This window comes from Streptomyces albiflavescens, assembly GCF_014645835.1.
Taxonomy (GTDB): domain Bacteria; phylum Actinomycetota; class Actinomycetes; order Streptomycetales; family Streptomycetaceae; genus Streptomyces; species Streptomyces albiflavescens.
This window is the reverse complement of sequence record NZ_BMMM01000001.1, coordinates 18,245-41,071: the sequence shown is the minus strand read 5'-3', so window position 1 is coordinate 41,071 and position 22,827 is coordinate 18,245. Positions and strand designations below refer to the sequence as shown.

Genomic DNA, 22,827 nt, shown 5'->3' with positions numbered 1-22,827 from the left:
CCCCCGCAGCGGGACGTGGAACGCGGCTGCGTGTCACACATGCCCGGTTGTCCGTCTCATCTGACAGCCCCCGGTACCTCTTCGCGGAGACCGAAAAGACCGTGAGCGAATTCTGGGGCCTCCTGCCGGTGTGCAACACGTGTGGCGCCCCTGCCGTGCCACCGAAGTCGAGCCAGCGGGAGTGTCCGGCCTCCTAGATCGATGCCAGAACACGATCAAGAGCCGCCCGGCCCGCAGGTCCCCATTTCGGTTTGCCGCCGGGCAGGCCCCGCTCCCCGGCCTGGCCCATGAGGATGAGGAAGAGGCTCTTCGAGGCAGCCAGCCCTCGAGCGCGCCGGATCATCGCCTCGTCGGTGTGCGCGTACGCGTCGAAGAACCGTGATACCGCGCCTGCGGGAAGGAGTACCCACGCAGCCGCGAGATCGACCGCCGGATCGCCGGCACACATGTCGCCGAAGTCGATCACGCCCGAGAGTGTCCCGTCCAGGACGACGACATTCGCCGGATGAAGGTCGCCGTGCAGCCATACCGGCGCACCCTGCCAATCGGGGGCCGCAACGGCCTCGTTCCAGACGTCCCGGACGTTCTGGAGGTCGGCGGCAACGCCTCCGGAGGCGACTTCCCTGACCATCTTTTCGAAACCGTCCGTGAGCGTCTTAAGGGAAACGCCGCGATCCGGACTGACCGGTGCCTCGGCGGGCGCCTTCACATGGAGCGCCTTGAGGAAACCCGCCAAAGTGTCGGCCGAGCGGTCGTGGCTGATGGGGGCGCGGTCTGCTGGTTCGCCGGGAACCCAGGTTGCGATGGTCCATGGCCGCGGAAAGCGTGCGGACGGTTCACCGATCCGCATGGGGGTCGGGACCGGTAGTGGAAGGCGCGGGGCCAGGGTCGGCAGCCACCGGTGCTCTTTGCGCAGGAGGGAGGGCGCTCGCTCCGTGCGCGGCATGCGCACGGCCAACTCGTCCCCGAGACGCCACAGTTGGTTGTCCCAACCGCCGGCCACCTCACGCACGTCCAAGCCTGCAAGGTCAGGATGCTGCTCTCGCACCAGGGAGCGCACCAAGCTGTGATCGATCTCGAAGCTGTCCATGGTGTCACTCAACCATCGATGGCACTGGGCCACCGATGGTTGAGCACGGAAACCGATGTGACTCAGCCGCGTTGGTTCAGAGCTCTGGTGAGGTCCCGGCTGTCAGCCGGCTCGTATAGTCAACCCCCCTCCCAGCACCACCGGTGACGAGGCTCCGTCCGGCCGGACGGAGTCCTCCAGGCGGGGCAGGTGGAAGGCATCTGGGGCGGCTTGACGGAGAGCGAATGCCGGTTGGTCCCCGCGGCCAATGGAGGAGGCACGGATGCCGGATTCCGCCTTGCGCGCCGCCTGCGTGCCGTGCTCAGCCGCAACCTCTACGGCGAGGGTACGCAGATCATCAAGCCGACGGCGCATGAGTATCAGGAGATCACCAGCAGACACCGACGCTGATACACGGGCTCAGGGAGAAATGCATTGCGGGTGGGGTCTGTTCCCATCCTGGCCTGGGAGTTGGGCGATTACGCCGATCCCGGGGGCGCGGCGCGCGATCATTTACCCGGTGACAGTCGTGCATGTGTGCCCAGTTCACCACCCAGAAGGCGAGCGAGTAGTCGTCGCCGGCGGCTTTGTGACCATGGGCCGGACTCAAACGCCCGATGGCATCCCGACGTATCCGCCGGACTTCGAACTGAACGGCCTCGGCTTGAACCTCACCCCGCCCGCGAGATACGTGGCTGTCTGGAGCAACATGCTGATTCATCTCCATTCCCACTCGGGCCATCACGTCGCTGAACGGTCCGGCAGCTTAAGTGGGGGGAATCTGCTGCAGAGCGGTGGAGATGGCCCTCATCCGGTCCTTGAGGTTCGCGAGTTCTTGGCGAAGCTCGTTGACACGGGTCTCCAGCTCTGTCGCTTCAGTGGCTAGCGACACGACTGTGGTCGCGATGTCGGTTGGGGTCTCAGTGGCTCGAGTCATCATGCGTCCTTCTGCGGCAGAGAGCGGAAAGAATGGGGGTCTAGGCGGCGCCTGTCTGCTCCAGCCGGACTGCGGAGATGTCGAGAATCAGCTTCACCTTGTCGCTGAGCAGGACCCCGCCTGCGGCCAATGCCGTGTTCCAGTCGAGTCCCCAGTCGGAACGTCGCAGGATGGCCGTGCCCTCGAAGCCGACACGGTTCAGACCGTTGGGGTCCCGGCTCGCTCCACCGAGCTCGAGGTCGATGTGAACGGGCAGTTCGATGTCCTTGATCCGAAGGTATCCGGCCATACGGAACTGGTCGTCATCGGCGTCGAGGACTCCGGTGGAGCGGAAGCTCATGAGGGGGAACGACGCGGAGTCGAGGAAATCCGGGCCGGTGACATGGGCGTCCCGCTCCGTGGATCCCGTGTCCAGACTGCCGGTCTGGACACTGACGTAGGCCTCGGACCGGGTGGGTTGGCGCCCATCGAGTTTGAGGAGTCCCTCGAAGGCGGTGAAATTCCCGCGCACGTTGGTGATCATGGCGTGCCGGACGGAAAAGGCGATCGTGCTGTGGACGGGGTCAATAGTGTAGACACCGGTCAGCCTTTCATGGGGCGCGAGAACAGGCGCGTTGGTTTCCCCGCGGCTCAGCATGGCGAGTCGGCTCCTCTTTGCGTACATCTCAGCTGGGGTGAATTCCGGTACGCTGCGGCCCCGCATCTGAATTCAAGGCTGCTGCTCGGCGGAAGTGTTGCGGGTCATGAACGTCGAAGCCCGGACTCTTGACCCACGGCTGGAGCGCAGACGTGGCCCCCGCCTGCTGACAGGGGCCACCCGCATGACTTACTGCTGCTGCGCGAGCCAGTCGACGAACCGAGTTGCGGCGATGTGCGCGTCAGGCCCCGGCAGGAGGGTGGTCTCTTTGAGCTCGGCACCGAAGTACCGGGCGTGCACATCCGAGACCACCGTGCGGGGGTCGTTCTTGGCGGCGAGCCCCTTGCGGATGAGCTCGTCGAGCTGGAACTCGTCGGGGCCCGCTACCTCCGCCACGCCGTTGACCGGAGTGCCGACGGCGGTGCGGCCGACGGCCGCGGCCACGTCGTCGGAGCCGATGGGCTGGATCTTGACAGGGGCCAGACGCACGGTGTCGCCCTTGGTGGCCTCTGCGGCGATCCCCTTCATGAACTCGAAGAACTGGGTGGCGTGGACAATGGAGTAGGGGATGCCGGACGCCTTGATCAGCTCTTCCTGGGCCTGCTTGGCGCGGAAGTAGCCGCTCTCCTGGAGACGTTCGGTGCCTACCACGGACAGCGCCACGTGGTGCTGCACGCCGGCCTCGGCCTCCGCCTTCAGGAGGTTGGTCGTGGAGGTGCGGAAGAAGTCCATGACGGCCTGGTCCTCGAAGGAGGGGGAGTTGGACACGTCGACGACGACCGACGCGCCCTCCAAGACTTCGGCCAGACCTTCGCCCGTCAGGGTGTTGACCCCGGTGTTGGGCGCGGCCGCGACCGCCTCATGCCCGTGATCATTGAGCTTGCCGACCAGCTTCGAGCCGATGAGCCCGGTTCCACCGATCACTACGACCTTCATAACGGATTCCTCTCGGAGGTTTTCATGGTGCGGCGCGCATTCTGAGATGAGCTGCTCACCGGCACTCGAACTAATTCGGTCTCCACTGGAAGAGACAGGACAGCTCCTTCACTTGTGACAGCGTGTTCGGAAGAATCGAGAAAATTCTCCGAATCGGCCATCAGGAGCCTGGTCGGACGAGACAGGTCATTCGGCAAGCTTCCCGTCGGTCGAGACCTCCTCCATCAGAGAGGAAATCTCGTCGGGGATGGCCGGAATACTCTCGCGGGTGATGCCCGTCGTCGGGGACCACACGAGATTGACCCGCAGGGCGGGATCCAGGTCGGGGTAGTCGCTGCGGTTGTGGCAGCCACGGGTCTCACGGCGCTCCAGCGCCGCCTCCAGGGTGGCCCGGGCTGCCAGGGCGGCGGACTTGAGATCAAAGGCGTGCGCGAGGTCCTGATAGCCGGCGATGTCCGGGTGTATGCCGACGTCCTCCATCCTCTTCTCGATCACCGCGAGTTCCGCCAGCCCGGTGCGTAGGCCCTCTTCGTCGCGTACAACTCCCGCATGCTCGGTCATGGTGTTGCGGATGGCACGCTGCAAGGCGCGGACGTTCTCCGGCCCGTCTGCGGCAAGGAGATCGTCGACCTCCTCACGGGCATGCGCGATTGCCGACGCCGACCGCGGCTGCGCGGTCAGGGACTGTGAATACGCGGCGGCCGCCTGACCCGTGATGCGGCCGAACACCAGCAGCTCTATGAGACTGTTCCCGCCGAGGCGATTGGCGCCGTGGAGCCCACTCGACGCCTCACCGATCGCGTACAGGCCACGCACATCGGTGCTGTGGTCCTCGGGACGCACCCACACCCCGCCCATCGAGTAGTGCGCGGTGGGCGCGATCTCGATCGGTTCGCGGGTGATGTCCAGCATCTGCAGGTCCAGAAGAGTCTGGTAGACACGGGGGAGCCGCGTCATGATCGTCTGCCGTGGCAGGTGGGAGACATCGAGCCACACCCCTCCCTTGGGGGTCCCCCGCCCTTCCTTGATCTCCGTGTACGAGGCCAGGGCCACGCGGTCGCGGGTGGACAGCTCCATACGGTCGGCGTCATAGCGGGCCATGAACCGTTCCCCGAGCGCATTGCGCAGAACCCCGCCCTCACCCCGGGCGGCCTCGCTGACCAGGGTGCCGGCCGCGTTCTCCGGCTCGATGATCCCGGAAGGATGGAACTGGACCAGTTCGGCGTCGCGCAGGCGGGCTCCGGCCTCCACGGCCAGGCGGAAGGAGTCGCCCGTGTTCTCGTCGCGCCGCGAGGAAGTGCGCCGCCAGATTCGCGTGTGGCCGCCGGCAGCGAGAATGACTGCGTCCGCGTGGATCAGGTAGCGCTTTCCGTTCGTGACGTCGAAGCCGTAGGCACCGAAGACAGCACCGTCGTGCACCAGGAGCCGAGTGATGTACACGCCGTCGAGCACGGGGATGTCGAGCTGGTCCATGCGCCTGATGAGCGTGCGCTGGATCTCCAGTCCGGTGTAGTCACCGGCGAAGGCGGTCCGGCGGAATTTGTGCGCGCCGAAGAAGCGCTGGGAGATGCGGCCGTCCTCTTCCCTGGCGAAGGCCATGCCGTAGCGTTCCAGGTCGTCGATGCCTCGGGCCGCGCCCTGGGTGACGATCCCGACAGTGCGAGGGTCGGCCAGCAGATAACTCTCCTTGAGAGTGTCGGCTGCGTGCTGCTGCCAGCTGTCCTCGGGATCCATGGTGGCCAGGGCCGCGTTGATGCCTCCGGCGGCAAGCGCGGTATGAGCGTCCTCCTTCGGACGCTTGCCGACCGCGAGGACGTCGACACCGGCCTCAGCCAGTTCGATCGCTGCTCGCAGCCCGGCTCCTCCGGTGCCGATCACCAGCACCATGGTGGCGAGACGTTGTTCGGTGATAGCCACGGTCTTCTCCGATCGCAAAGGTTGTCATTCACTACGACCGGGCCGTCGCGCCATCTGTGACAAGCTCGGCGCCACGGGGGCGTCACGGCAGGATGCGGTCGAGGATGCACGAGGAACGAATCGCGCTCCTCCTTGCCCAGCGGACAGCAGCGTCCACCCGATGCGCCCCAATCAGCGGCTGGCAGATCACCCTGTGGGCAGTCCGATCCGAATTGCCCAGGAGGAGTTCAACCAGACGTACTGCGTACTGCTCCATCTACTGGATCAGGCGTTCAACGGCAGTCCGAAGAAGCTTGGGGCCGCGACCGGCATGATGTACGCGCTCAAGGCACAGGCGCAGGGCCTGATGGAGGCGCCCGACGGAGACGGCACAACCGCCGGCCCGACCTTCGAGTACGTCGAACCCGAGTCCCACCGCTGAGCGGCGAGGAGCGGCGCCGGATTGTCCTGGATGGCCGCGCATATCGGCATGGCACGGCTGAATGACGCGTCGAAGGCTGCGCCTGAGCGCTACGCGTCCGGCCCCATGCCGACGAGCAGCGGCAGCGCTGCCACGGCGATCAGCCCGGAGGCCCGGAGCGATTGGTGGGGCCGGGGGCGATTGCGTTCACCCGCACTCCCTCCGGCGCGAGTTCGAGTGCCCAGCTCCGCGTCAGCTGTTCCATGGCGCTCTTGGTGGCGGCGTAGTGGTCTCCTCCGGCCAGAGGCCCCACCACTCCACGGCGGTGGCCACGACCGTGTCCGCGGCGTCGTCTTCGCAGATGTCGAGCGGCAGGACCGCGATGTTGGAGTGGACGTGAGCCGTCTCCTCCAGGGCTTCCTTCCGGCGTCCCCCGCCGAGGACGCGTGCTCCCAACTCGGCCAGGGCGATCGAGGTGGCCCGGCCGATGCCCGATCCTGCTCCTGTGACGATCGCGACTCGGTCCTCGAAGCGTGGTGGGGCGGAGCTGGGCATGGCCCTCTTGGTTCGTGGGATGTGGAACAAATATCAGAGGCTTGCAGATGCCATCGTGTGAAAAAGATTGTTGTGTTTGGAAGACATCGTTCCGGGTCGACTGATGGCGTCCCGGGCCGTGAGGTGGCGGAGTCCTCCGTACAACCCGGCCCATCGTGGGCGCCCGCAGTCCGTCTCCGCGCCATGGGGCGAGGCATCGCGGAGACGGACCGTGCGGGCCTGGTCCGGCTGGTGCCGGCTAGCCGAACTGGCCAGGCTGGTAGTCCCCGGCAGGCTGCTGGTTGATGACGTTGATGCGGTTGTAGGCGTTGATGACGGCGATGAGGGAAATCAGGGCGATGAGCTGGTCCTCGTCGAAGTGCTTGGCGGCGTTCGTCCAGGCCTCATCGGTGACACCACCGGCTGCGTCGGCGATGCGGGTGCCCTGCTCCGCCAACTCCAACGCGGCGCGCTCGGCCTCGGTGAACACCTTGGCCTCGCGCCAGGCGGCGACCAGGTGGAGGCGCTGGGCGCTCTCCCCGGCGTGCACGGCGTCCTTGGTGTGCATGTCGGTGCAGAAGCCGCAGCCGTTGATCTGGCTTGCGCGAATCTTCACCAGCTCCTGGATCACGGCCGGCAGTGTTGAGTCCGAAACCACTTTGCTGGCCGAGTTGATGTGCTTCAGCACCTTTCCCGCGAGGGGGTGGCCGAAGTAGTTGAGACGCGATTCCACGTTGATCTCCTTGCCGTGTTGGCGGATACACACTATTGACCCGGTGGCCCGGCCATGTGTGACAGGCAACTGGGTGTGACGTGGGTCTCACTCGTTCGTTTGGGGTGGCCCCGGTGGGGCGAATCCAGCCGAGTCAGCCCGGCGCAGGAGGCGCCCCGCGATGCGCCGTAGAGCAGCGACGGCCGGGGCGAGCTGAAGCCCTTTTGGACGTCCTTGATGGCCACCCTCACGAGCTGCGGCCCGTTCAGTGGCATGACAGGGGCATGGCCGCCAACTCGATCGAGGTCGAGTCACCCTTGCGCGAGAACCATCGTTCTCCTATGGTTGACCCAACAGAGAGAACGAACGTTCTCATTGACGGCCCGCGCCGACGGGACACGTACCCGCGGACGGCGATACGGCACAGACCCAAGGAAACGACATGACTGACCACCCACGTCCTCCGCTCCCGCCGTTCACCCGGGAGACCGCCATCGAGAAGGTCCGCCTGGCGGAAGACGGCTGGAACTCCCGCGACCCGGAGAAGGTCGCCCTGGCGTACACCGTGGACTCGCGATGGAGGAACCGCGCGGAGTTCGCCACCGGCCGTGACGAGATCATCGCCCTCCTCACCCGCAAGTGGAGCCGGGAGTTGGAGTATCGGCTCATCAAGGAGCTGTGGGCCTTCGACGGCAACCGCATCGCTGTGCGCTTCGCCTACGAATGCCGCGACGACTCACACAACTGGTTCCGCTCCTACGGCAACGAGAACTGGGAGTTCGACGACAACGGCCTGATGCGACGGCGCTATGCCTGCATCAACGACCTCCCCATCAAGGAGTCGGAGCGCAAGTTCCACTGGCCCCTTGGGCGCCGCCCCGACGACCACCCCGGCCTGAGCGACCTGGACCTCTGACCGCCCGGCCCCCCCGCCGTAGATCCGGGCCCGACGCTGGATCTACGGCGGGTCGCGTCGGCGCGAGACCGTACCTGCGGCAGAGACCGTCGCGTACATCGAAGGTTGTTCAGCGACGCCATCATTTCGCCCCATGCCCCTCTCGCAAACCGCAGCGCAACTCCCGCCGGCGGCCCCGTGTGCGTCCGGTGAACGGCCCCGGGTAACCTCCGCGACCCCTGCTCCGTCCCGCGTTCATGCGGGCATGCACCAGCACGGCGTGATCGCCCTTCCCGCCGAGGAACGCTGGGTACGCACAGCCCGCCACTGCATCGAGGTTGCAGACTCGGCGACGGGCAACACGCCCGGCCCTGATCCGAGCGGGGGCGTACGGTGCGCCGGGGCGGCCTGCACCTGGGAATTCAGCTTGTGGCCCGATGCGCTGTACCGTAGGAGAACGACCGTTTTCGAGAATGAGGTGATCGAGGTGGAACTCGAAACGACCGAGCAGCGGATCCTCGACGCTGCCGAGGAGCTGTTCTACGGCCGGGGCATACAGTCGGTGGGAATGGATGCGATTCGCACCGCCTCCGCAGTTCCCCTCAAGCGCCTGTACCAGATCTTCCCTTCCAAGAATTCCCTGGTCGAGGCCTATCTGAGGCGGCGGGACGCGAGGTGGCACAGCGATCTTGCTCAGTACGTGGACACCTACGACGCACCCGAGCAGCGGATTCTGGCGGTCTTCGACTGGCTGTTCCGCTGGTTCAACGAGCCGGGCTTCCGCGGCTGCGGCTTCATCAACTCCTTCGGGGAGCTGGGAGCGACCTCCCCGGCCGTGGTCGATATCGCGAAGGCCCACAAGAATGCCTTCCGGCGATATCTCGCCGATCTCGTGGTCGCGGCGGACGTGCCCACGTGGCTGGCCGACCAGCTCTTGCTCCTCGCCGAGGGCGCGATGACCACGGCGGCCATCTCCGGGTCGCCAGAGCCTGCCCGTCAGGCCAAGGACGCCGCACGTACCTTGCTGCTGACCGCTCACACAGACATCGTCGCCGCCGCCTGAGTACGCGGTCGCCGCCTCTCGTGCCGTCTCCCGTTTCCCCCGGGTGGCGCCCAGTGAGCAGGACACACGTGAGACTGGTCCCACGTCATGGGTGCGGCGCCGCGGCCTGTTTCGCCCAGTGCCCGGACCCGGGTGCGGGAGACGCGTTGACGGCACGCTGACCGACGGCCGACGGCCGACGGCCGACGGCCGACGGCCTGGCCGATGTCATGGCCGGAGCGGGCCCAAGGCCCCTGCCCCCTCGCCGCGAGCCCCCGTCGTGCTGGGGCGCGGGAAGTGGCAGGGGCCCGCAGCGACAGCCCTGATCGCTCGAAGCTGGTCGGCATGCCCGCCGGGCGCCTCATCGGTCATGGCCTCCGGCATGGCCAATCGCCGGATCAGAACGGCTTGGTGGGCAGATATTTGCCGTCCAGGGTGATCACCGCGCGCTCGCCGCCTTCGGGGTCGGCGACCTTCTTGACGTCGAGCTTGAAGTTGATTGCGCTGATGATGCCATCGCCGAATTGCTCGTGGATCAGGGCCTTGAGCGTGGTGCCGTAGACCTGGACGATCTCGTAGAAGCGGTAGATCGTCGGGTCGGTCGGTACGCCGCCGGGAAGGGAGCCGCGGGTCGGGATGGTCTGCAGCAGTACCGCCGCCTCCTCGTCCAGGTCCAGCAGTTCGGCGACCGACCTCGCGGCGGCTTCCGGCAACGGATGCTGACCCAGCAGAGCGGCGGTGGTGAACGCGACCGACAGGCCGGTGACGTCGGCGATCTGCTGCCAGGTCAGGTCCTTGCGCGTCTTGGCCTCGACAACCACAGCGGCCAGAGCCTGGCGAGCGGCGGGGTCGAACTGAGCGTGCATCATGAGGATGTTCCTTTCCAAGATGCCGGCCCGCACCGCGGCGGGCACAGCGGAGTCGTACGGTCGGGGGGCCAGATCGCCGGATGGCGGCCTGGAGAAGAGGGGCAGGACAGCTCAGGCCGCGAGGGCGGCGGAGCGGCCTGTGACTGGGTCGAGTTGGTCGACCGCGCCCGTGGGGATGTCGTAGACCCAGCCGCTCAACGTGACGGTCTTTGCTGCCAGCGCCCGGACGACGCAGGGGTGCGTTGCCAGGTTCGCCAGCTGAGCGATCACGTTGTTCCGCACCAGAGCACTTACCTTGTCCTCGCCGGGCCCGGAACAGGCCGCACGGGCCCAGGAGGCGTCCGCGTGTCGCAGCCAGTTGGCGACGGCCGGCAGGGCGGCGAGGTCGTGGCCGTCGGCCAGGGCGGTCATCGCGCCACAGGCGGAATGCCCGCAGACGACGATGTCGGACACGCCCAGGACGGCGACGGCGTACTCGATGCTCGCCGCGACCCCATCAGCGCTGGGGTAGGCGGGCACCAGGTTTCCGGCCGTACGGATGACGAACAGCTCGCCCGGCTCGCTCTGTGTGATCAGCTCTGGTATGACGCGCGCGTCGGAACAGCTGATGAACAAGGTGCTGGGCCGGTGCGTGGTGGCGAGATGCTGAAAGCGGGCCGCCTTGGCGGGGAAGACGCCCCGCTGAAAATGTGCGACTCCCTCTGCGAGGTCTTGCATGGTCACTCCTTTCGCGAGTGCCGGACTCGTGGTGGCGTTCGCGAGATCTACCATGCATGAACTGTGCCTATAGCGTCCAAGACGCCCTGAATATAAGATCTATTGGTCACATCTATAGTTGATGTCATGAGCTTCGAACTGCGTCATCTGCGCTATCTGCTGGCCGTCGCCGAACACGGCAGCTTCACCCGCGCCGCCGAAGCCCTGCACATCTCCCAACCGACCCTGTCTCAGCAGATCAAACAGATGGAACGCGTGATGGGCACGCAGCTGCTGGACCGTACGGGCCGTGCCGTACGACTCACCGACGCCGGTGAGACCTACGTCCACTACGCCCGTCGCGCCCTGCAGGAACTCGCCACGGCCGAACGCGCCGTCCACGACGTGGCCGACCTCTCCCGCGGCAGCCTGCGCCTGGCGGTCACCCCCACCTTCACCGCCTACCTCATCGGCCCCCTCGCCGGACAGTTCCACGCCCGCCATCCCCACATCAGCCTGAGCATCAAGGAGATGACGCAGGATCTGATCGAGTCCGCCCTCCTTGCCGACGACCTCGACCTCGGCATCGCCTTTCACGGTTCCCACCTGCCCGGCATCACCACGGGCGACTTGTTCACCGAAGCCCTCAGCCTCGTCGTCGGCACCCACCACCCCTACGCCGACCGCACCGGACCGCTACCCGTGCGAGAACTGGAGGGACGCCCCCTGGCCCTGCTCAGCAGCGATTTCGCCACTCGCGGGCACATTGACACCTACTTCGGTCAGCACCACACCACGCCGCACATCGCGGTGGAAGCCAACTCGATCAATGTCCTCACCGAAATGATTCAGCGCACCCCTCTGGCCTCCGTCCTGCCTGAGGCCATCGCCCACGATCACCCACGTCTGCGCACCATCCCCCTCGACCCGCCCCTGCCCGAGCGCACCGTTACTCTGCTCCGTCGCTCGGGCTCCTACCAAAGCGCCGCCGCCCGGGCTTTCGCCCAACTCACCCGACAATGGGTCGCCTCCAGCGGGTAACCCCACCTCCGCGGGACGTGTCAGTGAGGGCCTGGTGAACGCGTCCGCGCCGGCCCTGGTGTTCTGGGGAGCGCTCGACCCGGCCTGCCAGAGCGAGTTCGGCGAGAAGCTCGGCTCAGCTCCGCGGGCTTCCCGGATCTTGAGGCTCCACTGCAACCACCGGACTGTGCTGCAGAAGCCGGCCGAGGTCGCAGCGGCCCCTCGAGGCCCACTGGAGCCGGCCTCAGTAGACACGGCGTGCGGCGGCCGTCAAGGAGCACGTCGAGATCTCCGATCGCGTCGTGCAGAGCGGGGCCGCTTCGCTGCGCGGTCAGTCGCCGAAAATCTGCACGTGACGCGCACAGGGGTATCGGGAGGCAGGGGCGCCGTGCAGGTCGGGGCAGGTCTGGCGAAGTGCCGTAACGTTTCCGGTCAGTAGTGGTCGAGCGGGCACCGTCGGCTCGCTCCAGGCGTACGCTGAGGTGCCTGAAGGTCACGGTGCGCACCTGCTCCCCGCGCCGGCTGCCCCACCGTGGCAGGGGGTGCATCATGGGGCAACGCAGCCTACGGAGTCGACGGACGCTCTTCGAGCGCGAGAGTGAACTCGCCGCTGCCGAAGAGGCGTTGCGCGAGCTCACCGGACTGCACAGGGACAGTGGCGAGCCACCCGAGCGCCCTCGCGGCGCGCTCCTCGCCTTCGCGGGCCGTGCCGGAATCGGGAAGACCACCCTCCTCGCCGAAGTGCGCCGCCGTGCCGCCGCCAAGGGCTGCACCGTGCTGTCAGCCCGCGGTGGCGACCAGGAGCAGGGCGTCGCCTTCCATGTCGCCCGCCAGCTGCTGCAGCCGCAGCTCGCCGGGGCACCGGAGCCCGAACTCCGTGACCGGCTGGGGAGTTGGTACGCGATCGTCGGCCCCGCGCTCGGGCTGTGCGCGCCGGCCGAGGGCGCCCCGCCCGACCAGCAGGGATTGCGCGACGGCCTCGACTGGGTGCTCACGCATCTCGCGGTGCAGCGCGCCCCGATGGTGCTCGTCCTCGACGACGCGCACTGGGCCGACCCGGAGTCGCTGAGCTGGCTCGCCGCTTTCGCGCCGCGGGCCGAGCAACTCCCGCTGCTCCTGGCCGTCGCCTACCGGCCCGACGAACTCCCCGACCACGCCGAGGCGTTCAGGGGCCTGCCGGGGCGCGCGGGCCAGCGCCCCATCGGCCTCGAACCGCTCAGCGCGGCGGCCGTCGCCCGGCTCGTACGGGAGGATCTCGGCACCCAGGCCGACGACGCGTTCTGCCGTGAGTGCTGGGCGGTCACCGCCGGCAACCCCTTCGAAGCCGTCGAGCTGACCGCGAAGGTGCGCGACCGCGGACTGACCCCGACGGAGGCCGGAGCGCACCTGTTGCGCGACCTGGCGGCCGCCGTCAAGGGAAGCGGCCTGATCGCCCGGCTCGAACGCCTCGGCCCGTCTACCGTCCGCTTCGCCTGGGCCTGCGCGGTGCTCGGCACCGAGATCCATCCGACGCTCGCCGCCGCCGTCGCGGGCCTCGGCTCCGAGGAGGCCGCTGACGCGGCGGACGCCCTGCGCGGCGCCCGTATCCTCACCGGCGCCGACACCCTCGAGTTCGTCCATCCCCTCATCGCCACCGCGGTCTACCGCGCCATACCCGGCGGCGTCCGCGTCGCGCTGCACGGCCAGGCCGCCTGGTGTGTCGTCGACGAAGGCCTCGGCCCGTCCGCCGCCGCACGCCACCTCCTGGAGACGCACCCCGACGGCGACGCCTGGGTCGTCCATCAGTTGCGCGCCGCCGCCCGTGAGACGCTCCGTGCCGGAGCACCCGACGCCGCCCGTCGCTATCTGGCCCGGGCCCTGCGCGAACCACCGCCCTTCGAGGACCGAGCCGCCGTCCTGTACGAACTGGGCTGCGCCTCCCTGCTCACCGAACCGGCGACCACGGTCAACCATCTGCGTGCCGCCCTCGAAGAACCCATCGCCGCGCCGGAACTGCGCCACCACATCGTCTACCGCCTCTCCCAGGTCCTCGCCCACAGCGACCGCCTCGCCGAAGCCTCCGAGACACTCGCCCGCGAGATCCGCGTGACGGGCGACGCCCGGGTGCGGCTGCGCATGCAGTCCGAGCAGTTCATGTGGGACGCGTTCCGCGCCGACGAACCCGAGTCGCCCGCCCGCTCCCGCCGACTGGCCCGCCTCGCGGACCGGCTCACCGGCCGTGAACTCACCGAGCGCTATGTCATCGGCCTGCGCGCGTGGGACGCCACCCTGCGCGGGGAACCCGCCCACGTCGCCCTGCACCACGCCGAACGCGCCCTCGCCGGAGGATTCGGCTGGGCCGAGGCCGACCGCGGCTTCGAGGTGCCCGTCCTGGTCGCACTCACGTTCATGTACGCGGACCGGCCGGGGCGCTCGGAGGAACTGTTCGCCACCGGAATCGCCGACTTCGAGGCGCAGGGCTGGCACGGCGCGCACCTCTCCTTCGGCTACACGCTGCTCGGGTACCTGCGCTACCGCCGGGGTCGCCTTGCCGAGGCCGAGGACTTCGTCCGGGCGGGTCTGCGGCTCGCCGAGCGGGTGGGACCAGGCACCCCCGTTCACTGGTACGCCGTCGGCATCCTCATCGAGATCCTGCTCGCCCGCGGCCGGATCACCGAGGCCGCGCAGACCGGCGAGGACTACGCGTTCGAGGCGCCCTTCCCGGCCGCCGTGACCTTCCCCGACGCCCAGACCGTGCACGGCCAGCTGCTGCTCGCCCGCGGCCTCACCAAAGACGCCGCAGCCGAGCTGGCCGCAGCCGGGCGCCGTCTCGACCCGCGCGGCATGCGCAACCCCGCGTGGTGCCCCTGGCAGCTCCACCTCGCCCGTGCCGAGAGCCACGACGCTCCGGAGCGCGCCGTCGCCACGGCACTCGAAGCGGTGAACCGCGCCCGCCAGTACGGCACGCCCTCCGCGATCGGCCAGGCACTGCGCGCCGCCGCCGATGTCTCCTCCGGCTCGGCCCGCGTCAAGTTCCTCGAAGAGTCCGTCGGGCATCTGGAGCGCTCCCCGGCCGCGTACGAGCTCGCCTGCGCCCTGGTCGCGCTCGGCACCGAACTGCGCCGCGCCGGACGCCCCAAGGAAGCCGCCGAACACCTCTACCGGGGGCTCGACGCGGCCGTCCAGTGCGGGGCCGACGGGCTCGTCGAAGAAGCCCGCGACGAGCTGGCCGCCGCCGGGTTGCGGCCGCGTCGGCTGCACAGCACCGAGACGGACACACTGACGGCCCGTGAGCGCGCCGCCGCCGCGCTCATCGTCCGGGGCCGCGGGACCGACGAGATCGCCGACGAACTCCACACCGACGAGCCGACCGTCGTGCGCCTGCTGTCGGCGGTCTACCGAAAGGTGGGCACGGACCGCTCGGGACTCGGCCCCGCACTGGGCGAACGAGTGGCGCCATAGCCGGGGCCGGCTGTCCTCCACACAGGGGGTGCAGCCATCTCCTGGCCGCTCCGACGGGGCGCCCCCGGGGCCCGGTTCACGCCTGTGCACGTACCATTGCGGCATGTCCTTCCTCCGCCGCCGCAGCGCCACGCCCGCCGGGCCCGACTTCGATGTTCTGGCCATGGATCCGGGCGACTGGCCGGGCAATCTCGGCGCGGGCCTGCTGCCCGCCCCCGACGGCAGTTGCCAGGGCGTCTTCCTGCGCTACGACCTGTTCGGCGGCCGCGGCCCCGCGATGATCATCGGCAATCTGCCGGAGGGCTCCCCGGCCCGTGACGTCGCCGAGGGGGAGGTCCCCTTCGAGGTGGCCCAGCTGCTGCTCGCGCTGGAGAACGACGAGGAGGTCACCGTCACCGGGACCGAGGACATGCCGGTGATGCAGGGCGACAACCTCATGATCGTGCGCCGTCTCAAGCTCTCCGAGACCCGCATCTCGTGCGTGCAGTTCGACCGCAGTGACAATGTCCTGGTGACCATCGCCGCCTGGGACCGTCCCATCACCGACGACCTGTACGCGCTGCTCAAGCCCCTGCCCGCGGAGCTCTTCCAGCAGGGCTGAACGGCCCCCTGCTCGTCGAGGCGCTGAGCAGCGCCGACGAAGCGCCGGACAGCGATCTGCGGACCCTCCCGCTTGAGCGCATGGCAGGCCTGCCTGAGCCGGCGTGCGAGGTGCGGTCCGCCCTCGTCGTCGCGGCTGGCGAGTTCACCGACGACGTCCTGGGCGCTGTCGGTGCCCTGCCCGAATACGCGCTGCGGGCCGCCGTGAAGACGCTGGTCGGACGGGAACTCGTCGTGGTCCGCGGGACGGGTACGTCATCCGGCACTCCTTGATCCGGGAGACCGTGGCCCGCACCCATGACACCGGCCTCCCGGTTCCCCGACCGCACCTGACGGCAGAGGCCGGGACCGCGTACATCGGTCCCGGCCCAGGCCATCACGATTGCGACGGCATCACCTTCACGTCCGCGGCCCGCACGAACGCCACCCGGTGACCGAACTGGATCTCGTAGTACATGTCCTTGCCGATCACGACCCTGTGCGGTGCGGTGTCGAAGGTCGGCGCGTAGAAGTACTCACCCGGCACCTTGTCGCCGACCGCGTACCTCTGGCCCGCGAGGAGTTTGTAGGGCAGGGGTGAGACCGACTGGACGGGCACACCCGCCGGGTAGGCCTCCTTCTCCGGGTAGGCGCGCCCGTAGACGGGGATCTCCTTGAGATCGTCCTTGGGCGTGATGACCAAGCCCGACGCGTTGACCGCCGTCGGCTGCTTCTCCGGGTTCTTGAACCAGGCCTTCTGGCCCAGGTACCAGATCGCCGTCCAGTCACCGTCGCGGTCGGCGACCGCGTACTGCTGCCCCGTGGAGACGCGCGAGGCGACATCGTTCACGTCGATGGTCGAGGCGTCGCCCTTGGGGTAGAGACCGATGTCCTGGATGAGGGGTGACGTCTCGTCCGGCTGGGAGTAGAGCCGCACCTCGCCGGAGCCGTGCGCCGCGCAGGGCTCGCCCTTGGTGACGCAGCCCGTGTACACCGGCTGGTTCTTGTTGAAGTCGGGCAGCACGGTCACCAGCCCGCCGGCCTGCCGCGTAGTGCGCTGGAGGGGGTGCCCCAGCAGTGTGAAGTAGTGCCGCCAGTCCCAGTACGGGCCCGGGTCCGTGTGCATGCCGGGGATGTTCGACGCCGTCGGGCCGGGCACGTTCTCATGTCCCAGGATGTGCTGCCGGTCGAGCGGAATGGCGTACTTCTTGGCGAGGTACTTCACCAGCCGCGCCGAGGCCTGGTACATCTCCTCCGTGTACCAGGCGTCCGGCGAGGCGAGGAAGCCCTCGTGCTCCAGGCCGATCGACTTGGCATTGATGTACCAGTTGCCCGCGTGCCAGGCGACGTCCTTGGCCTTCACATGCTGGGCGATGTGGCCGTCGGTCGAGCGCAGGGTGTAGTTCCACGACACATAGGTCGGATCCTGGACCAGCTTCAGGACGCCGTCCCAGGTGCCCTCGGTGTCATGGATGACGATGTACTTGATGCTCTGCGAGACGGGCCGGTCGCCGAGGTCGTGGTTCCCGTAGTCGCCCTCGCCGAACTCCTCGTACGGAGCCGGAATCCACTCGCAGGCCACGCTCTCGGGACACTCCGTGCCATCGGCCGAGGCCGCACGCAGGCCCACCCGCCGGAGCTGTGCCATGTCGGGGCTCACTTCGGGCTGGGCGGCGAGCGCCACCTGCTGTCCGGCGTCGGTGAAGCGCTCCTCGCCCTCGTGGATCACGTCGTACACGTCATGGGCGTACGTCGCCGCCGTCGCGCTGTCATCCGCGCCCGAGAAGCGCGCCACCGCCCGGTACCAGTCGGCCGCGTCGTCGCTCAGCGGCTCGCCGAGGTCCCGCTGCGCGGCGGCGAGGAGCGCGGCGCCGCCCTCGACGTTCGCGGCCGCGTCCGTACGCAGCTGCTCCGCCGAGAGGCCGGTGAGCTCGGCAGCCTTCGGCAATGTCTTGAGCCGGGCCGGGAGTTCGGAGTTCTCCGGCACCTTCGTGTCGGGAAGGAGGGCCGCACGCGAGCTGTCACCGCGGGCGTCCTCGGTGCCCTCGCTGTGGTGCGGTGCCTCGACGATCGCCGTACGGGCGTCGGTGAGGTGCATGGGGCCGTAGCCGCCGCTGACGCTCGGGGCACCGGCGTGCGCGTCCCAGCGGGACTGCAGATAGGAGACCGCGAGAAGGACGCTCTGCGGCACGTGGTATTCGGCTGCCGCGTCGGCGAAGGCCCGCTGCAACTGCGCGGAGGAGGCCTGCGGGGCGGTGCCGGACGGGGCCGCGCCGAGCAACGGCAGGAGCAGCGCAGCGGAGGCCACGGCTCCCGCGGTTCTGCGCGCCCGTCTGTGCCCGGCGGTGGCGTTGGGGTCGGTGGCGGTTCCTCGCAATGCAGCCTCCTGGGACGGTCGAGCGTGCTGGGGCGTGCGGGGGCCGATCGTGGTCAGTGGTACCCGCTCTCCGACGATCCGTCAATCATGCCCAGAGACAGGCGATTTCCCACGTCAGCGGTGGGTGAAGGGATTTTCGTGGCGGCGGTCACCCGGCCTGCGGCGCGTCAGTGGAGTGGACCAATAGTCCGAACGGGGGACGCTCGGGTACGGCGCACGGGGAAGGGGTGCCGGACACGACGAAGGTCCGCGGTGCGCCCCTGTCCCTGGCGCAACCGCGGACCTCCGTCCCCGTCAGCGAGTGCCGACCGCCGCTCGAACGGCCCGACGGGCCAACTGGCAGTCGTCGTGCAGCCGCCTCAGCAACAGCCGCTGTTCCTCGCCGGACGGCGCAGCACCCGAGTGGGCCGGTCCCGGTGCCGCCGGGGTCGTGTCGTGCATCGAACGCTGCAGCGCCGTCTCGTACGTACGGATCTCTCTGGTGAGGACGAGCATCAGGTTCACCAGGAAGGCGTCGCGCGCCGCGGGCCCCGCCGACTGCGCGAGCTGGCTGATCTGACGCCGGGCCACGGGGGCGTCCCCGAGGACCGTCCACAGCGTTGCCAGGTCGTACCCCGGCAGGTACCAGCCCGCGTGCTCCCAGTCCACCAGCACTGGACCGGCCGGTGAGAGAAGGATGTTCGACAGGAGCGCGTCGCCGTGACAGAACTGGCCCATGCCCTGCCGGCCCGCCGAGTGGGCGATGCCGTGCACCAGCTTCTGCAGATCGCCCATGTCCCGGTCCGTGAGCAGACCCAGCTCATGGAAACGGGAGATCCGCTCCGCGTAGTTCAACGGGGCGTCGAACGTCCCCGCCGGCGGCCGCCACGCGTTCAGCCGGCAGATCGCGCCCAGCGCCGCCCGGATGTCCGCGCGGGGCGGGGCCTCCGCCGGATGCCGCTGCAGAGCGGCCACCCGGCCCGGCATCCGCTCGATCACCAGCGTGCAGTTGTCCGGATCCGCCGCGATCAGCCGGGGCACCCGCACCGGCGGCCGGTGCCGCACGAACGAGCGGTAGGCCGCTATTTCATGCCGGATCCGCTCGGTCCAGATGGGGGAGTGGTCCAGTAAACACTTGGCGACGGCCGTGCTGCGCCCCGTCGTGCCGACGAGGAGCACGGAGCGTCCGCTGCGGCGCAGCACCTGGACCGGAGCGAACTCCGGGCAGATCCGGTGCACCGACGCGAGCGCCGTACGCAGCTGCGCGCCCTGGGGGCCGGACAAGTCGAGTCTCCCGCTGAGCGGTTGGGCACCGAGCCCCGGAACGCGCCGGGCCCTGCCGGCGCCGAGCACGGGGGCCGCCGCCGGGCGCGCGGGGTCGAGGTAGGGGCCGCCGCCGACCGGGCGGGGGTGCAGCGACCGGGGCGGAGCGGACACGGAGGACGATGCTGCGTACATGGGCGATACAGATCCCTTCGTGTGCCTGCAAGTTGCTGCGCTACCCGCCCCGGCCGCCCTGGTGCACCCTGGGGAATGTCCGTGGGGCAACCGGGTCGGGGTGGCGCGTTCCTACCTGACACCCGTTGTCCACTGGCACACCATCTGGCGCACCCTGGCGAACCCTGGCGAATAGTCGCTCAGCAACTGACAGGCGGTTACTGTCAAATCAGCCGAGAACCTGGGGGCTTGACGTGAACGGACAACCCAACACCCGCCTGTCGGACCTGTTCGGCCTCGCCGGCTGGTCCAAGGGCGAGCTCGCGAGGATGGTCAACCGACAGGCGGCGGCCATGGGCCACCCCCAACTGGCGACCGACACCTCGCGGGTGCGGCGTTGGATCGACATGGGAGAGATCCCGCGCGATCCGGTGCCGAGGGTGCTGGCGGCTCTGTTCACCGAGCGTCTCGGCCGTGTCGTGACCATCGAGGACCTCGGTCTGGTCCGGCACGGGCGCGTGGGGAAGCGGCAGGGCGGCGGGAATGCGGAACATCCCGACGGTGTGCCGTGGGCGCCCGAGCGAACCGCCGCGGTCCTCACCGAATTCACGGGAATGGACCTCATGCTCAACCGACGCGGCTTGGTGGGCGCGGGTGCCGCGCTCGCCGCAGGATCCGCACTCAGTACGGCCATGCACGACTGGCTTCACACCGATCCGGCCCTCTCGGCCGACGCTCCCCAATTCGACGATCCCCTGCACGCCGACCCCGCTGGGTTCGACCGCTACGAGGCCGCCCCCATCGGGTCGCAGGAGATCGAGGAACTGGAGCGCTCGGTCGAGGTGTTCCGGGCCTGGGACGCGGCCCGCGGTGGCGGGCTGCAGCGCAAGGCTGTGGTGGGCCAGCTCAACGAAGTGGGAGGCATGCTCTCCTACCGACACCCCGACCATCTGCAGCGGCGCCTGTGGGGCGTCGCCGCCAACCTCGCCGTCCTCGCGGGCTGGATGTCGCACGACGTCGGCCTGGAGCCCACGGCCCAGAAGTACTTCGTCATCGCCGCCCACGCGGCCCGAGAAGGCGGTGACCGGCCCCGCGCCGGGGAGGCGCTCTCCCGAGCGGCTCGCCAGATGGTGCATCTGGGCCGGCCCGACGACGCACTCGACCTCATGAAGCTCGCCAAGTCCGGTTCCGGCGAAGAGGTGTTGCCCCGCACCCAGGCCATGCTCCACACCATCGAGGCCTGGGCACAGGCGTCCATGGGCAAGGGCCAGGCCATGCGGCGCACGCTCGGTCAGGCGGAGGACCTGTTCGTCTCCGACCGGGGTGACGTACCTCCGCCGAGCTGGATGCAGTTGTTCGACGAGGCCGACATGCACGGCATGCAGGCTCTGGCCTATCGCACCCTCGCCGAACACGAGCCGGCCGCGGCGGCCACCGCGCAGCGCCATGCGAAGGAGGCACTGAAGCTGCGCGAGTCCGGCCGGGAGCGGTCGAAGATCTTCGACCACATCTCCCTCGCGTCGGCCTGCTTCATCGCCGACGACCCCGAACAGGCCGACCGGTACGCGCGACTGGCCCTGACGTCGATGGGAGCCAACTCCTCCCACCGCACCTGGGACCGGCTGCGCGAGATGTACCGGCTCACCGGGCAGTACTCCAGCTATCCGAAGATTCAAGACCTGCGTGAGGAGATCAAATTCGCCCTTCCCCATGGCTCGCTGAAGCCCAGGGGCGGCCACAGCGCGCGGGCGTAAGGGGGGCCCGTGCCGGCAGCACGGGTCGGTCTAGGAGCCGGGGTCGCGGCATGACCCCGATGGACAGCGTCGTCAGGAGCCGACCCGGGCGATGAGCACGCAGGCATCGTCCTCGCGCTCGGTCTCGCCGAATTCCTCGACAACCATCCGTACACAGTCCTGGGTTGAGCGGGCTTCGTCGAAGCGCGGGGCCAGGTCGAGTAGCTTCTGGACGGCCGCCGTTCCTGCCGCGCTCTCGGCTTCTCCCCCACTCTCGGCTTGGCTCGAGCGGGGGGACCCCCATCGCCGGGGCACCAGCCCGTCGGTGTGCAGGAGCAGCAGGTCGCCCTCTTCGAGGCTCTCCTCGGCCTGCCCGTAGACGGCACCTGATGTCGCTCCGAGCAGCACGCCGTCGGGTGCTGCCAGCACGCGCCCCGTCCCGTTGCGGAACAGCAGCGGGGCGGGGTGTCCTGCCTGCGCCCAGCTGAGGGTGTGGGTCTCGGGCCGGTAGCGACAGCAGACGGCGCTGCCGAGGGCCGGCTGGACGGAGGCGTCGAGCAACTGGTTGAGCCAAGACAGCATGTGACCCGGCTGGGTGCCCGTTATGGCCATGCCGCGCAGGGCGCCGAGCAGCATTGCCATGCCCGAGGTCACGGAGACTCCGTGGCCGGTGAGGTCACCGACGCTCAACAGGGTGTCGCCGTCGGGCAGTTCGAGAGCGTCGTACCAGTCGCCGCCGATCAGTGCGCTGGTCGACGAGGGCAGATAGCGGGCGGTGAGGTCCAGGGTCTGCGTGCCCCGCTGAGGGAACCGCAGGGAGCCGCGCCACGGCGGCAGCACGGCCTCCTGCAGCTCGATCGCCAGCCGGTGCTCGGTCTGCGCGATGTGCCGCTCGCGTTGCAGCGAGTCGCGGGTCTCGCTCACCGTCCGCTGGCTGCGGCGCAGTTCGCTGACGTCGCGCAGCACGGCCCACATCGAGGCGGTGCTGCCGTCGGCGTCGAGCACCGGCTCGCCCATCATGTGCACGGTCCGCACCCCGCCGTCGGGACGCACGATGCGGAACTCCCCGTCGATGGGTTTGGCGTCGATGAGGCAGTCCGTGACCATCGTCGTCAGCCTCGGCCGGTCCTCGTCGAGCACCACCGACGGCAGTTCGTCGAGTGTGAGTGGGGGAGCGGCGGGGTCGCGGCCCAGGATCTGATAGAGCTCACCGGACCAACTGGCCTCGTCCGTCTGGAGGTTCCACTCGGCGCTGCCGACCCGGCTCAGCAGCGAGCCGCGCCGGGACGCGGCCGGCACGGCTCGGGCGGCGGGGACGGCTGTGGGTTGGACGCGCACGGGGGGCGGTCCGTCCCGCAATTGGGCCAAGTGCTCGTCGAGGTCGTTGAGTTGGTGCATCGCCAGATTGCACAGCGCGCGCTGCCAGCGTCCTTGAGGGTCCTCGCCGTCGACGGGAGCGTCACGCCGTACGGCGTCCACCTCGCCGCGCAGCCGCCGCGTCTGCGAGATGAGCGCGTCGACCGTGCCGCGCTGGGGCGGCTGAGCGGCTGAGCGGTCCGCAGAGAGATGGGAGGGCATGACGTGCTCCGATGCGGGGACGGTACGACCAAGGCTGAC

Annotated in this window: 21 protein-coding genes; 9 read left to right on the top strand and 12 right to left on the bottom strand. The window is 69.0% G+C overall.

Annotation, left to right across the window (positions count from 1 at the left end):
* Window positions 1–193 precede the first annotated feature (193 nt).
* On the bottom strand, window positions 194–1,090 hold the full coding sequence (locus tag IEY95_RS00175; RefSeq protein ID WP_189183736.1) for an aminoglycoside phosphotransferase family protein: 897 nt from the start codon (window positions 1,088–1,090) through the stop codon (window positions 194–196).
* 189 nt (window positions 1,091–1,279) lie between these two features.
* Here IEY95_RS00175 and IEY95_RS00170 point away from each other — a divergent pair, with 189 nt between their 5' ends.
* On the top strand, window positions 1,280–1,480 hold the full coding sequence (locus tag IEY95_RS00170) for a hypothetical protein (RefSeq protein ID WP_189184654.1): 201 nt from the start codon (window positions 1,280–1,282) through the stop codon (window positions 1,478–1,480).
* A 566-nt stretch (window positions 1,481–2,046) separates the two neighbouring features.
* Here the strand turns inward: IEY95_RS00170 and IEY95_RS00165 are convergent.
* The 3 genes from IEY95_RS00165 to IEY95_RS00155 form a co-directional block, all read right to left on the bottom strand.
* Window positions 2,047–2,643: a YceI family protein gene (locus tag IEY95_RS00165; RefSeq protein WP_189183735.1), complete on the bottom strand. Its 597-nt coding sequence runs from the start codon at window positions 2,641–2,643 to the stop codon at window positions 2,047–2,049.
* Window positions 2,644–2,832: 189 nt separating this feature from the next.
* A complete protein-coding gene (locus IEY95_RS00160) occupies window positions 2,833–3,579 on the bottom strand; it encodes an SDR family oxidoreductase (protein WP_189183734.1) in 747 nt (248 codons plus the stop codon).
* Window positions 3,580–3,765: 186 nt separating this feature from the next.
* Window positions 3,766–5,466 (bottom strand): FAD-dependent oxidoreductase, encoded by a 1,701-nt coding sequence (locus IEY95_RS00155; RefSeq protein WP_189184569.1) that lies wholly within the window; start codon window positions 5,464–5,466, stop codon window positions 3,766–3,768.
* Between the two features lie 190 nt (window positions 5,467–5,656).
* Between IEY95_RS00155 and IEY95_RS00150 the strand changes: the two genes are divergently transcribed.
* Window positions 5,657–5,917: a hypothetical protein gene (locus IEY95_RS00150; protein WP_189183733.1), complete on the top strand. Its 261-nt coding sequence runs from the start codon at window positions 5,657–5,659 to the stop codon at window positions 5,915–5,917.
* A gap of 139 nt (window positions 5,918–6,056) precedes the next feature.
* Here the strand turns inward: IEY95_RS00150 and IEY95_RS48515 are convergent, their stop codons facing one another.
* The 3 genes from IEY95_RS48515 to IEY95_RS00140 form a co-directional block, all read right to left on the bottom strand.
* Window positions 6,057–6,161, bottom strand: coding sequence for an SDR family oxidoreductase (locus tag IEY95_RS48515; RefSeq protein ID WP_229702487.1), 105 nt, complete (start codon window positions 6,159–6,161; stop codon window positions 6,057–6,059).
* Window positions 6,149–6,451 (bottom strand): SDR family oxidoreductase, encoded by a 303-nt coding sequence (locus IEY95_RS00145; protein ID WP_229702486.1) that lies wholly within the window; start codon window positions 6,449–6,451, stop codon window positions 6,149–6,151. Before IEY95_RS00145 ends, IEY95_RS48515 begins: the two co-directional genes overlap by 13 nt.
* Before the next feature lie 238 nt (window positions 6,452–6,689).
* Complete coding sequence (locus IEY95_RS00140) at window positions 6,690–7,163, bottom strand: carboxymuconolactone decarboxylase family protein (RefSeq protein WP_189183732.1); 474 nt, start codon at window positions 7,161–7,163, stop codon at window positions 6,690–6,692.
* 421 nt (window positions 7,164–7,584) lie between these two features.
* Here IEY95_RS00140 and IEY95_RS00135 point away from each other — a divergent pair, with 421 nt between their 5' ends.
* Window positions 7,585–8,058, top strand: a complete 474-nt coding sequence (locus IEY95_RS00135; protein WP_189183731.1) for a nuclear transport factor 2 family protein — start codon at window positions 7,585–7,587, stop codon at window positions 8,056–8,058.
* 466 nt (window positions 8,059–8,524) lie between these two features.
* Entirely contained in the window at window positions 8,525–9,100 is a 576-nt protein-coding gene (locus IEY95_RS00130; protein ID WP_189184568.1) for a TetR/AcrR family transcriptional regulator, read from the top strand.
* Between the two features lie 377 nt (window positions 9,101–9,477).
* Here IEY95_RS00130 and cynS read toward each other — a convergent pair whose 3' ends face one another.
* On the bottom strand, window positions 9,478–9,948 hold the full coding sequence (gene cynS / locus IEY95_RS00125) for a cyanase (RefSeq protein ID WP_189184567.1): 471 nt from the start codon (window positions 9,946–9,948) through the stop codon (window positions 9,478–9,480).
* 111 nt (window positions 9,949–10,059) lie between these two features.
* Window positions 10,060–10,665: a carbonic anhydrase gene (locus IEY95_RS00120; protein ID WP_189183730.1), complete on the bottom strand. Its 606-nt coding sequence runs from the start codon at window positions 10,663–10,665 to the stop codon at window positions 10,060–10,062.
* A 126-nt stretch (window positions 10,666–10,791) separates the two neighbouring features.
* Between IEY95_RS00120 and cynR the strand changes: the two genes are divergently transcribed.
* From cynR to IEY95_RS00100, 4 genes are all read left to right on the top strand, one after another.
* On the top strand, window positions 10,792–11,685 hold the full coding sequence (gene cynR / locus IEY95_RS00115) for a transcriptional regulator CynR (protein WP_189183729.1): 894 nt from the start codon (window positions 10,792–10,794) through the stop codon (window positions 11,683–11,685).
* A gap of 528 nt (window positions 11,686–12,213) precedes the next feature.
* A complete protein-coding gene (locus IEY95_RS00110; RefSeq protein ID WP_189183728.1) occupies window positions 12,214–15,105 on the top strand; it encodes an ATP-binding protein in 2,892 nt (963 codons plus the stop codon).
* Window positions 15,106–15,208: 103 nt separating this feature from the next.
* Window positions 15,209–15,706, top strand: a complete 498-nt coding sequence (locus IEY95_RS00105) for a hypothetical protein (protein WP_028799502.1) — start codon at window positions 15,209–15,211, stop codon at window positions 15,704–15,706.
* 80 nt (window positions 15,707–15,786) lie between these two features.
* Window positions 15,787–15,978 carry a hypothetical protein gene (locus IEY95_RS00100; protein WP_189183727.1) on the top strand — a complete coding sequence of 64 codons (192 nt, stop codon included), beginning with the start codon at window positions 15,787–15,789 and terminating at the stop codon, window positions 15,976–15,978.
* Window positions 15,979–16,081: 103 nt separating this feature from the next.
* On the opposite strand, the gene IEY95_RS00095 is transcribed toward IEY95_RS00100, so the two are convergent.
* Both IEY95_RS00095 and IEY95_RS00090 read right to left on the bottom strand, forming a co-directional pair.
* A complete protein-coding gene (locus tag IEY95_RS00095) occupies window positions 16,082–18,061 on the bottom strand; it encodes an N-acetylmuramoyl-L-alanine amidase (protein ID WP_189183726.1) in 1,980 nt (659 codons plus the stop codon).
* A 294-nt stretch (window positions 18,062–18,355) separates the two neighbouring features.
* Complete coding sequence (locus tag IEY95_RS00090) at window positions 18,356–19,498, bottom strand: aminoglycoside phosphotransferase family protein (protein ID WP_189183725.1); 1,143 nt, start codon at window positions 19,496–19,498, stop codon at window positions 18,356–18,358.
* A 233-nt stretch (window positions 19,499–19,731) separates the two neighbouring features.
* On the opposite strand from IEY95_RS00090, the gene IEY95_RS00085 reads away from it, so the two are divergent.
* Window positions 19,732–21,231, top strand: a complete 1,500-nt coding sequence (locus IEY95_RS00085; protein WP_189183724.1) for a DNA-binding protein NsdB — start codon at window positions 19,732–19,734, stop codon at window positions 21,229–21,231.
* 72 nt (window positions 21,232–21,303) lie between these two features.
* Here the strand turns inward: IEY95_RS00085 and IEY95_RS00080 are convergent, their stop codons facing one another.
* Window positions 21,304–22,788, bottom strand: coding sequence for a PP2C family protein-serine/threonine phosphatase (locus tag IEY95_RS00080; RefSeq protein ID WP_189183723.1), 1,485 nt, complete (start codon window positions 22,786–22,788; stop codon window positions 21,304–21,306).
* Window positions 22,789–22,827 lie beyond the last annotated feature (39 nt).

Coding starts and splice junctions, on each gene's coding strand:
- IEY95_RS00175 (WP_189183736.1), bottom strand. CDS start 1,090: ATGGACAGCTTCGAGATCGATCACAGCTTGGTGCGCTCCCTGGTGCGA.
- IEY95_RS00165 (WP_189183735.1), bottom strand. CDS start 2,643: ATGCTGAGCCGCGGGGAAACCAACGCGCCTGTTCTCGCGCCCCATGAA.
- IEY95_RS00160 (WP_189183734.1), bottom strand. CDS start 3,579: ATGAAGGTCGTAGTGATCGGTGGAACCGGGCTCATCGGCTCGAAGCTG.
- IEY95_RS00155 (WP_189184569.1), bottom strand. CDS start 5,466: ATGGTGCTGGTGATCGGCACCGGAGGAGCCGGGCTGCGAGCAGCGATC.
- IEY95_RS00150 (WP_189183733.1), top strand. CDS start 5,657: ATGCGCCCCAATCAGCGGCTGGCAGATCACCCTGTGGGCAGTCCGATC.
- IEY95_RS48515 (WP_229702487.1), bottom strand. CDS start 6,161: ATGGAACAGCTGACGCGGAGCTGGGCACTCGAACTCGCGCCGGAGGGA.
- IEY95_RS00145 (WP_229702486.1), bottom strand. CDS start 6,451: ATGCCCAGCTCCGCCCCACCACGCTTCGAGGACCGAGTCGCGATCGTC.
- IEY95_RS00135 (WP_189183731.1), top strand. CDS start 7,585: ATGACTGACCACCCACGTCCTCCGCTCCCGCCGTTCACCCGGGAGACC.
- cynS (WP_189184567.1), bottom strand. CDS start 9,948: ATGATGCACGCTCAGTTCGACCCCGCCGCTCGCCAGGCTCTGGCCGCT.
- IEY95_RS00120 (WP_189183730.1), bottom strand. CDS start 10,665: ATGCAAGACCTCGCAGAGGGAGTCGCACATTTTCAGCGGGGCGTCTTC.
- cynR (WP_189183729.1), top strand. CDS start 10,792: ATGAGCTTCGAACTGCGTCATCTGCGCTATCTGCTGGCCGTCGCCGAA.
- IEY95_RS00110 (WP_189183728.1), top strand. CDS start 12,214: ATGGGGCAACGCAGCCTACGGAGTCGACGGACGCTCTTCGAGCGCGAG.
- IEY95_RS00105 (WP_028799502.1), top strand. CDS start 15,209: ATGTCCTTCCTCCGCCGCCGCAGCGCCACGCCCGCCGGGCCCGACTTC.
- IEY95_RS00100 (WP_189183727.1), top strand. CDS start 15,787: ATGGCAGGCCTGCCTGAGCCGGCGTGCGAGGTGCGGTCCGCCCTCGTC.
- IEY95_RS00090 (WP_189183725.1), bottom strand. CDS start 19,498: ATGTACGCAGCATCGTCCTCCGTGTCCGCTCCGCCCCGGTCGCTGCAC.
- IEY95_RS00080 (WP_189183723.1), bottom strand. CDS start 22,788: ATGCCCTCCCATCTCTCTGCGGACCGCTCAGCCGCTCAGCCGCCCCAG.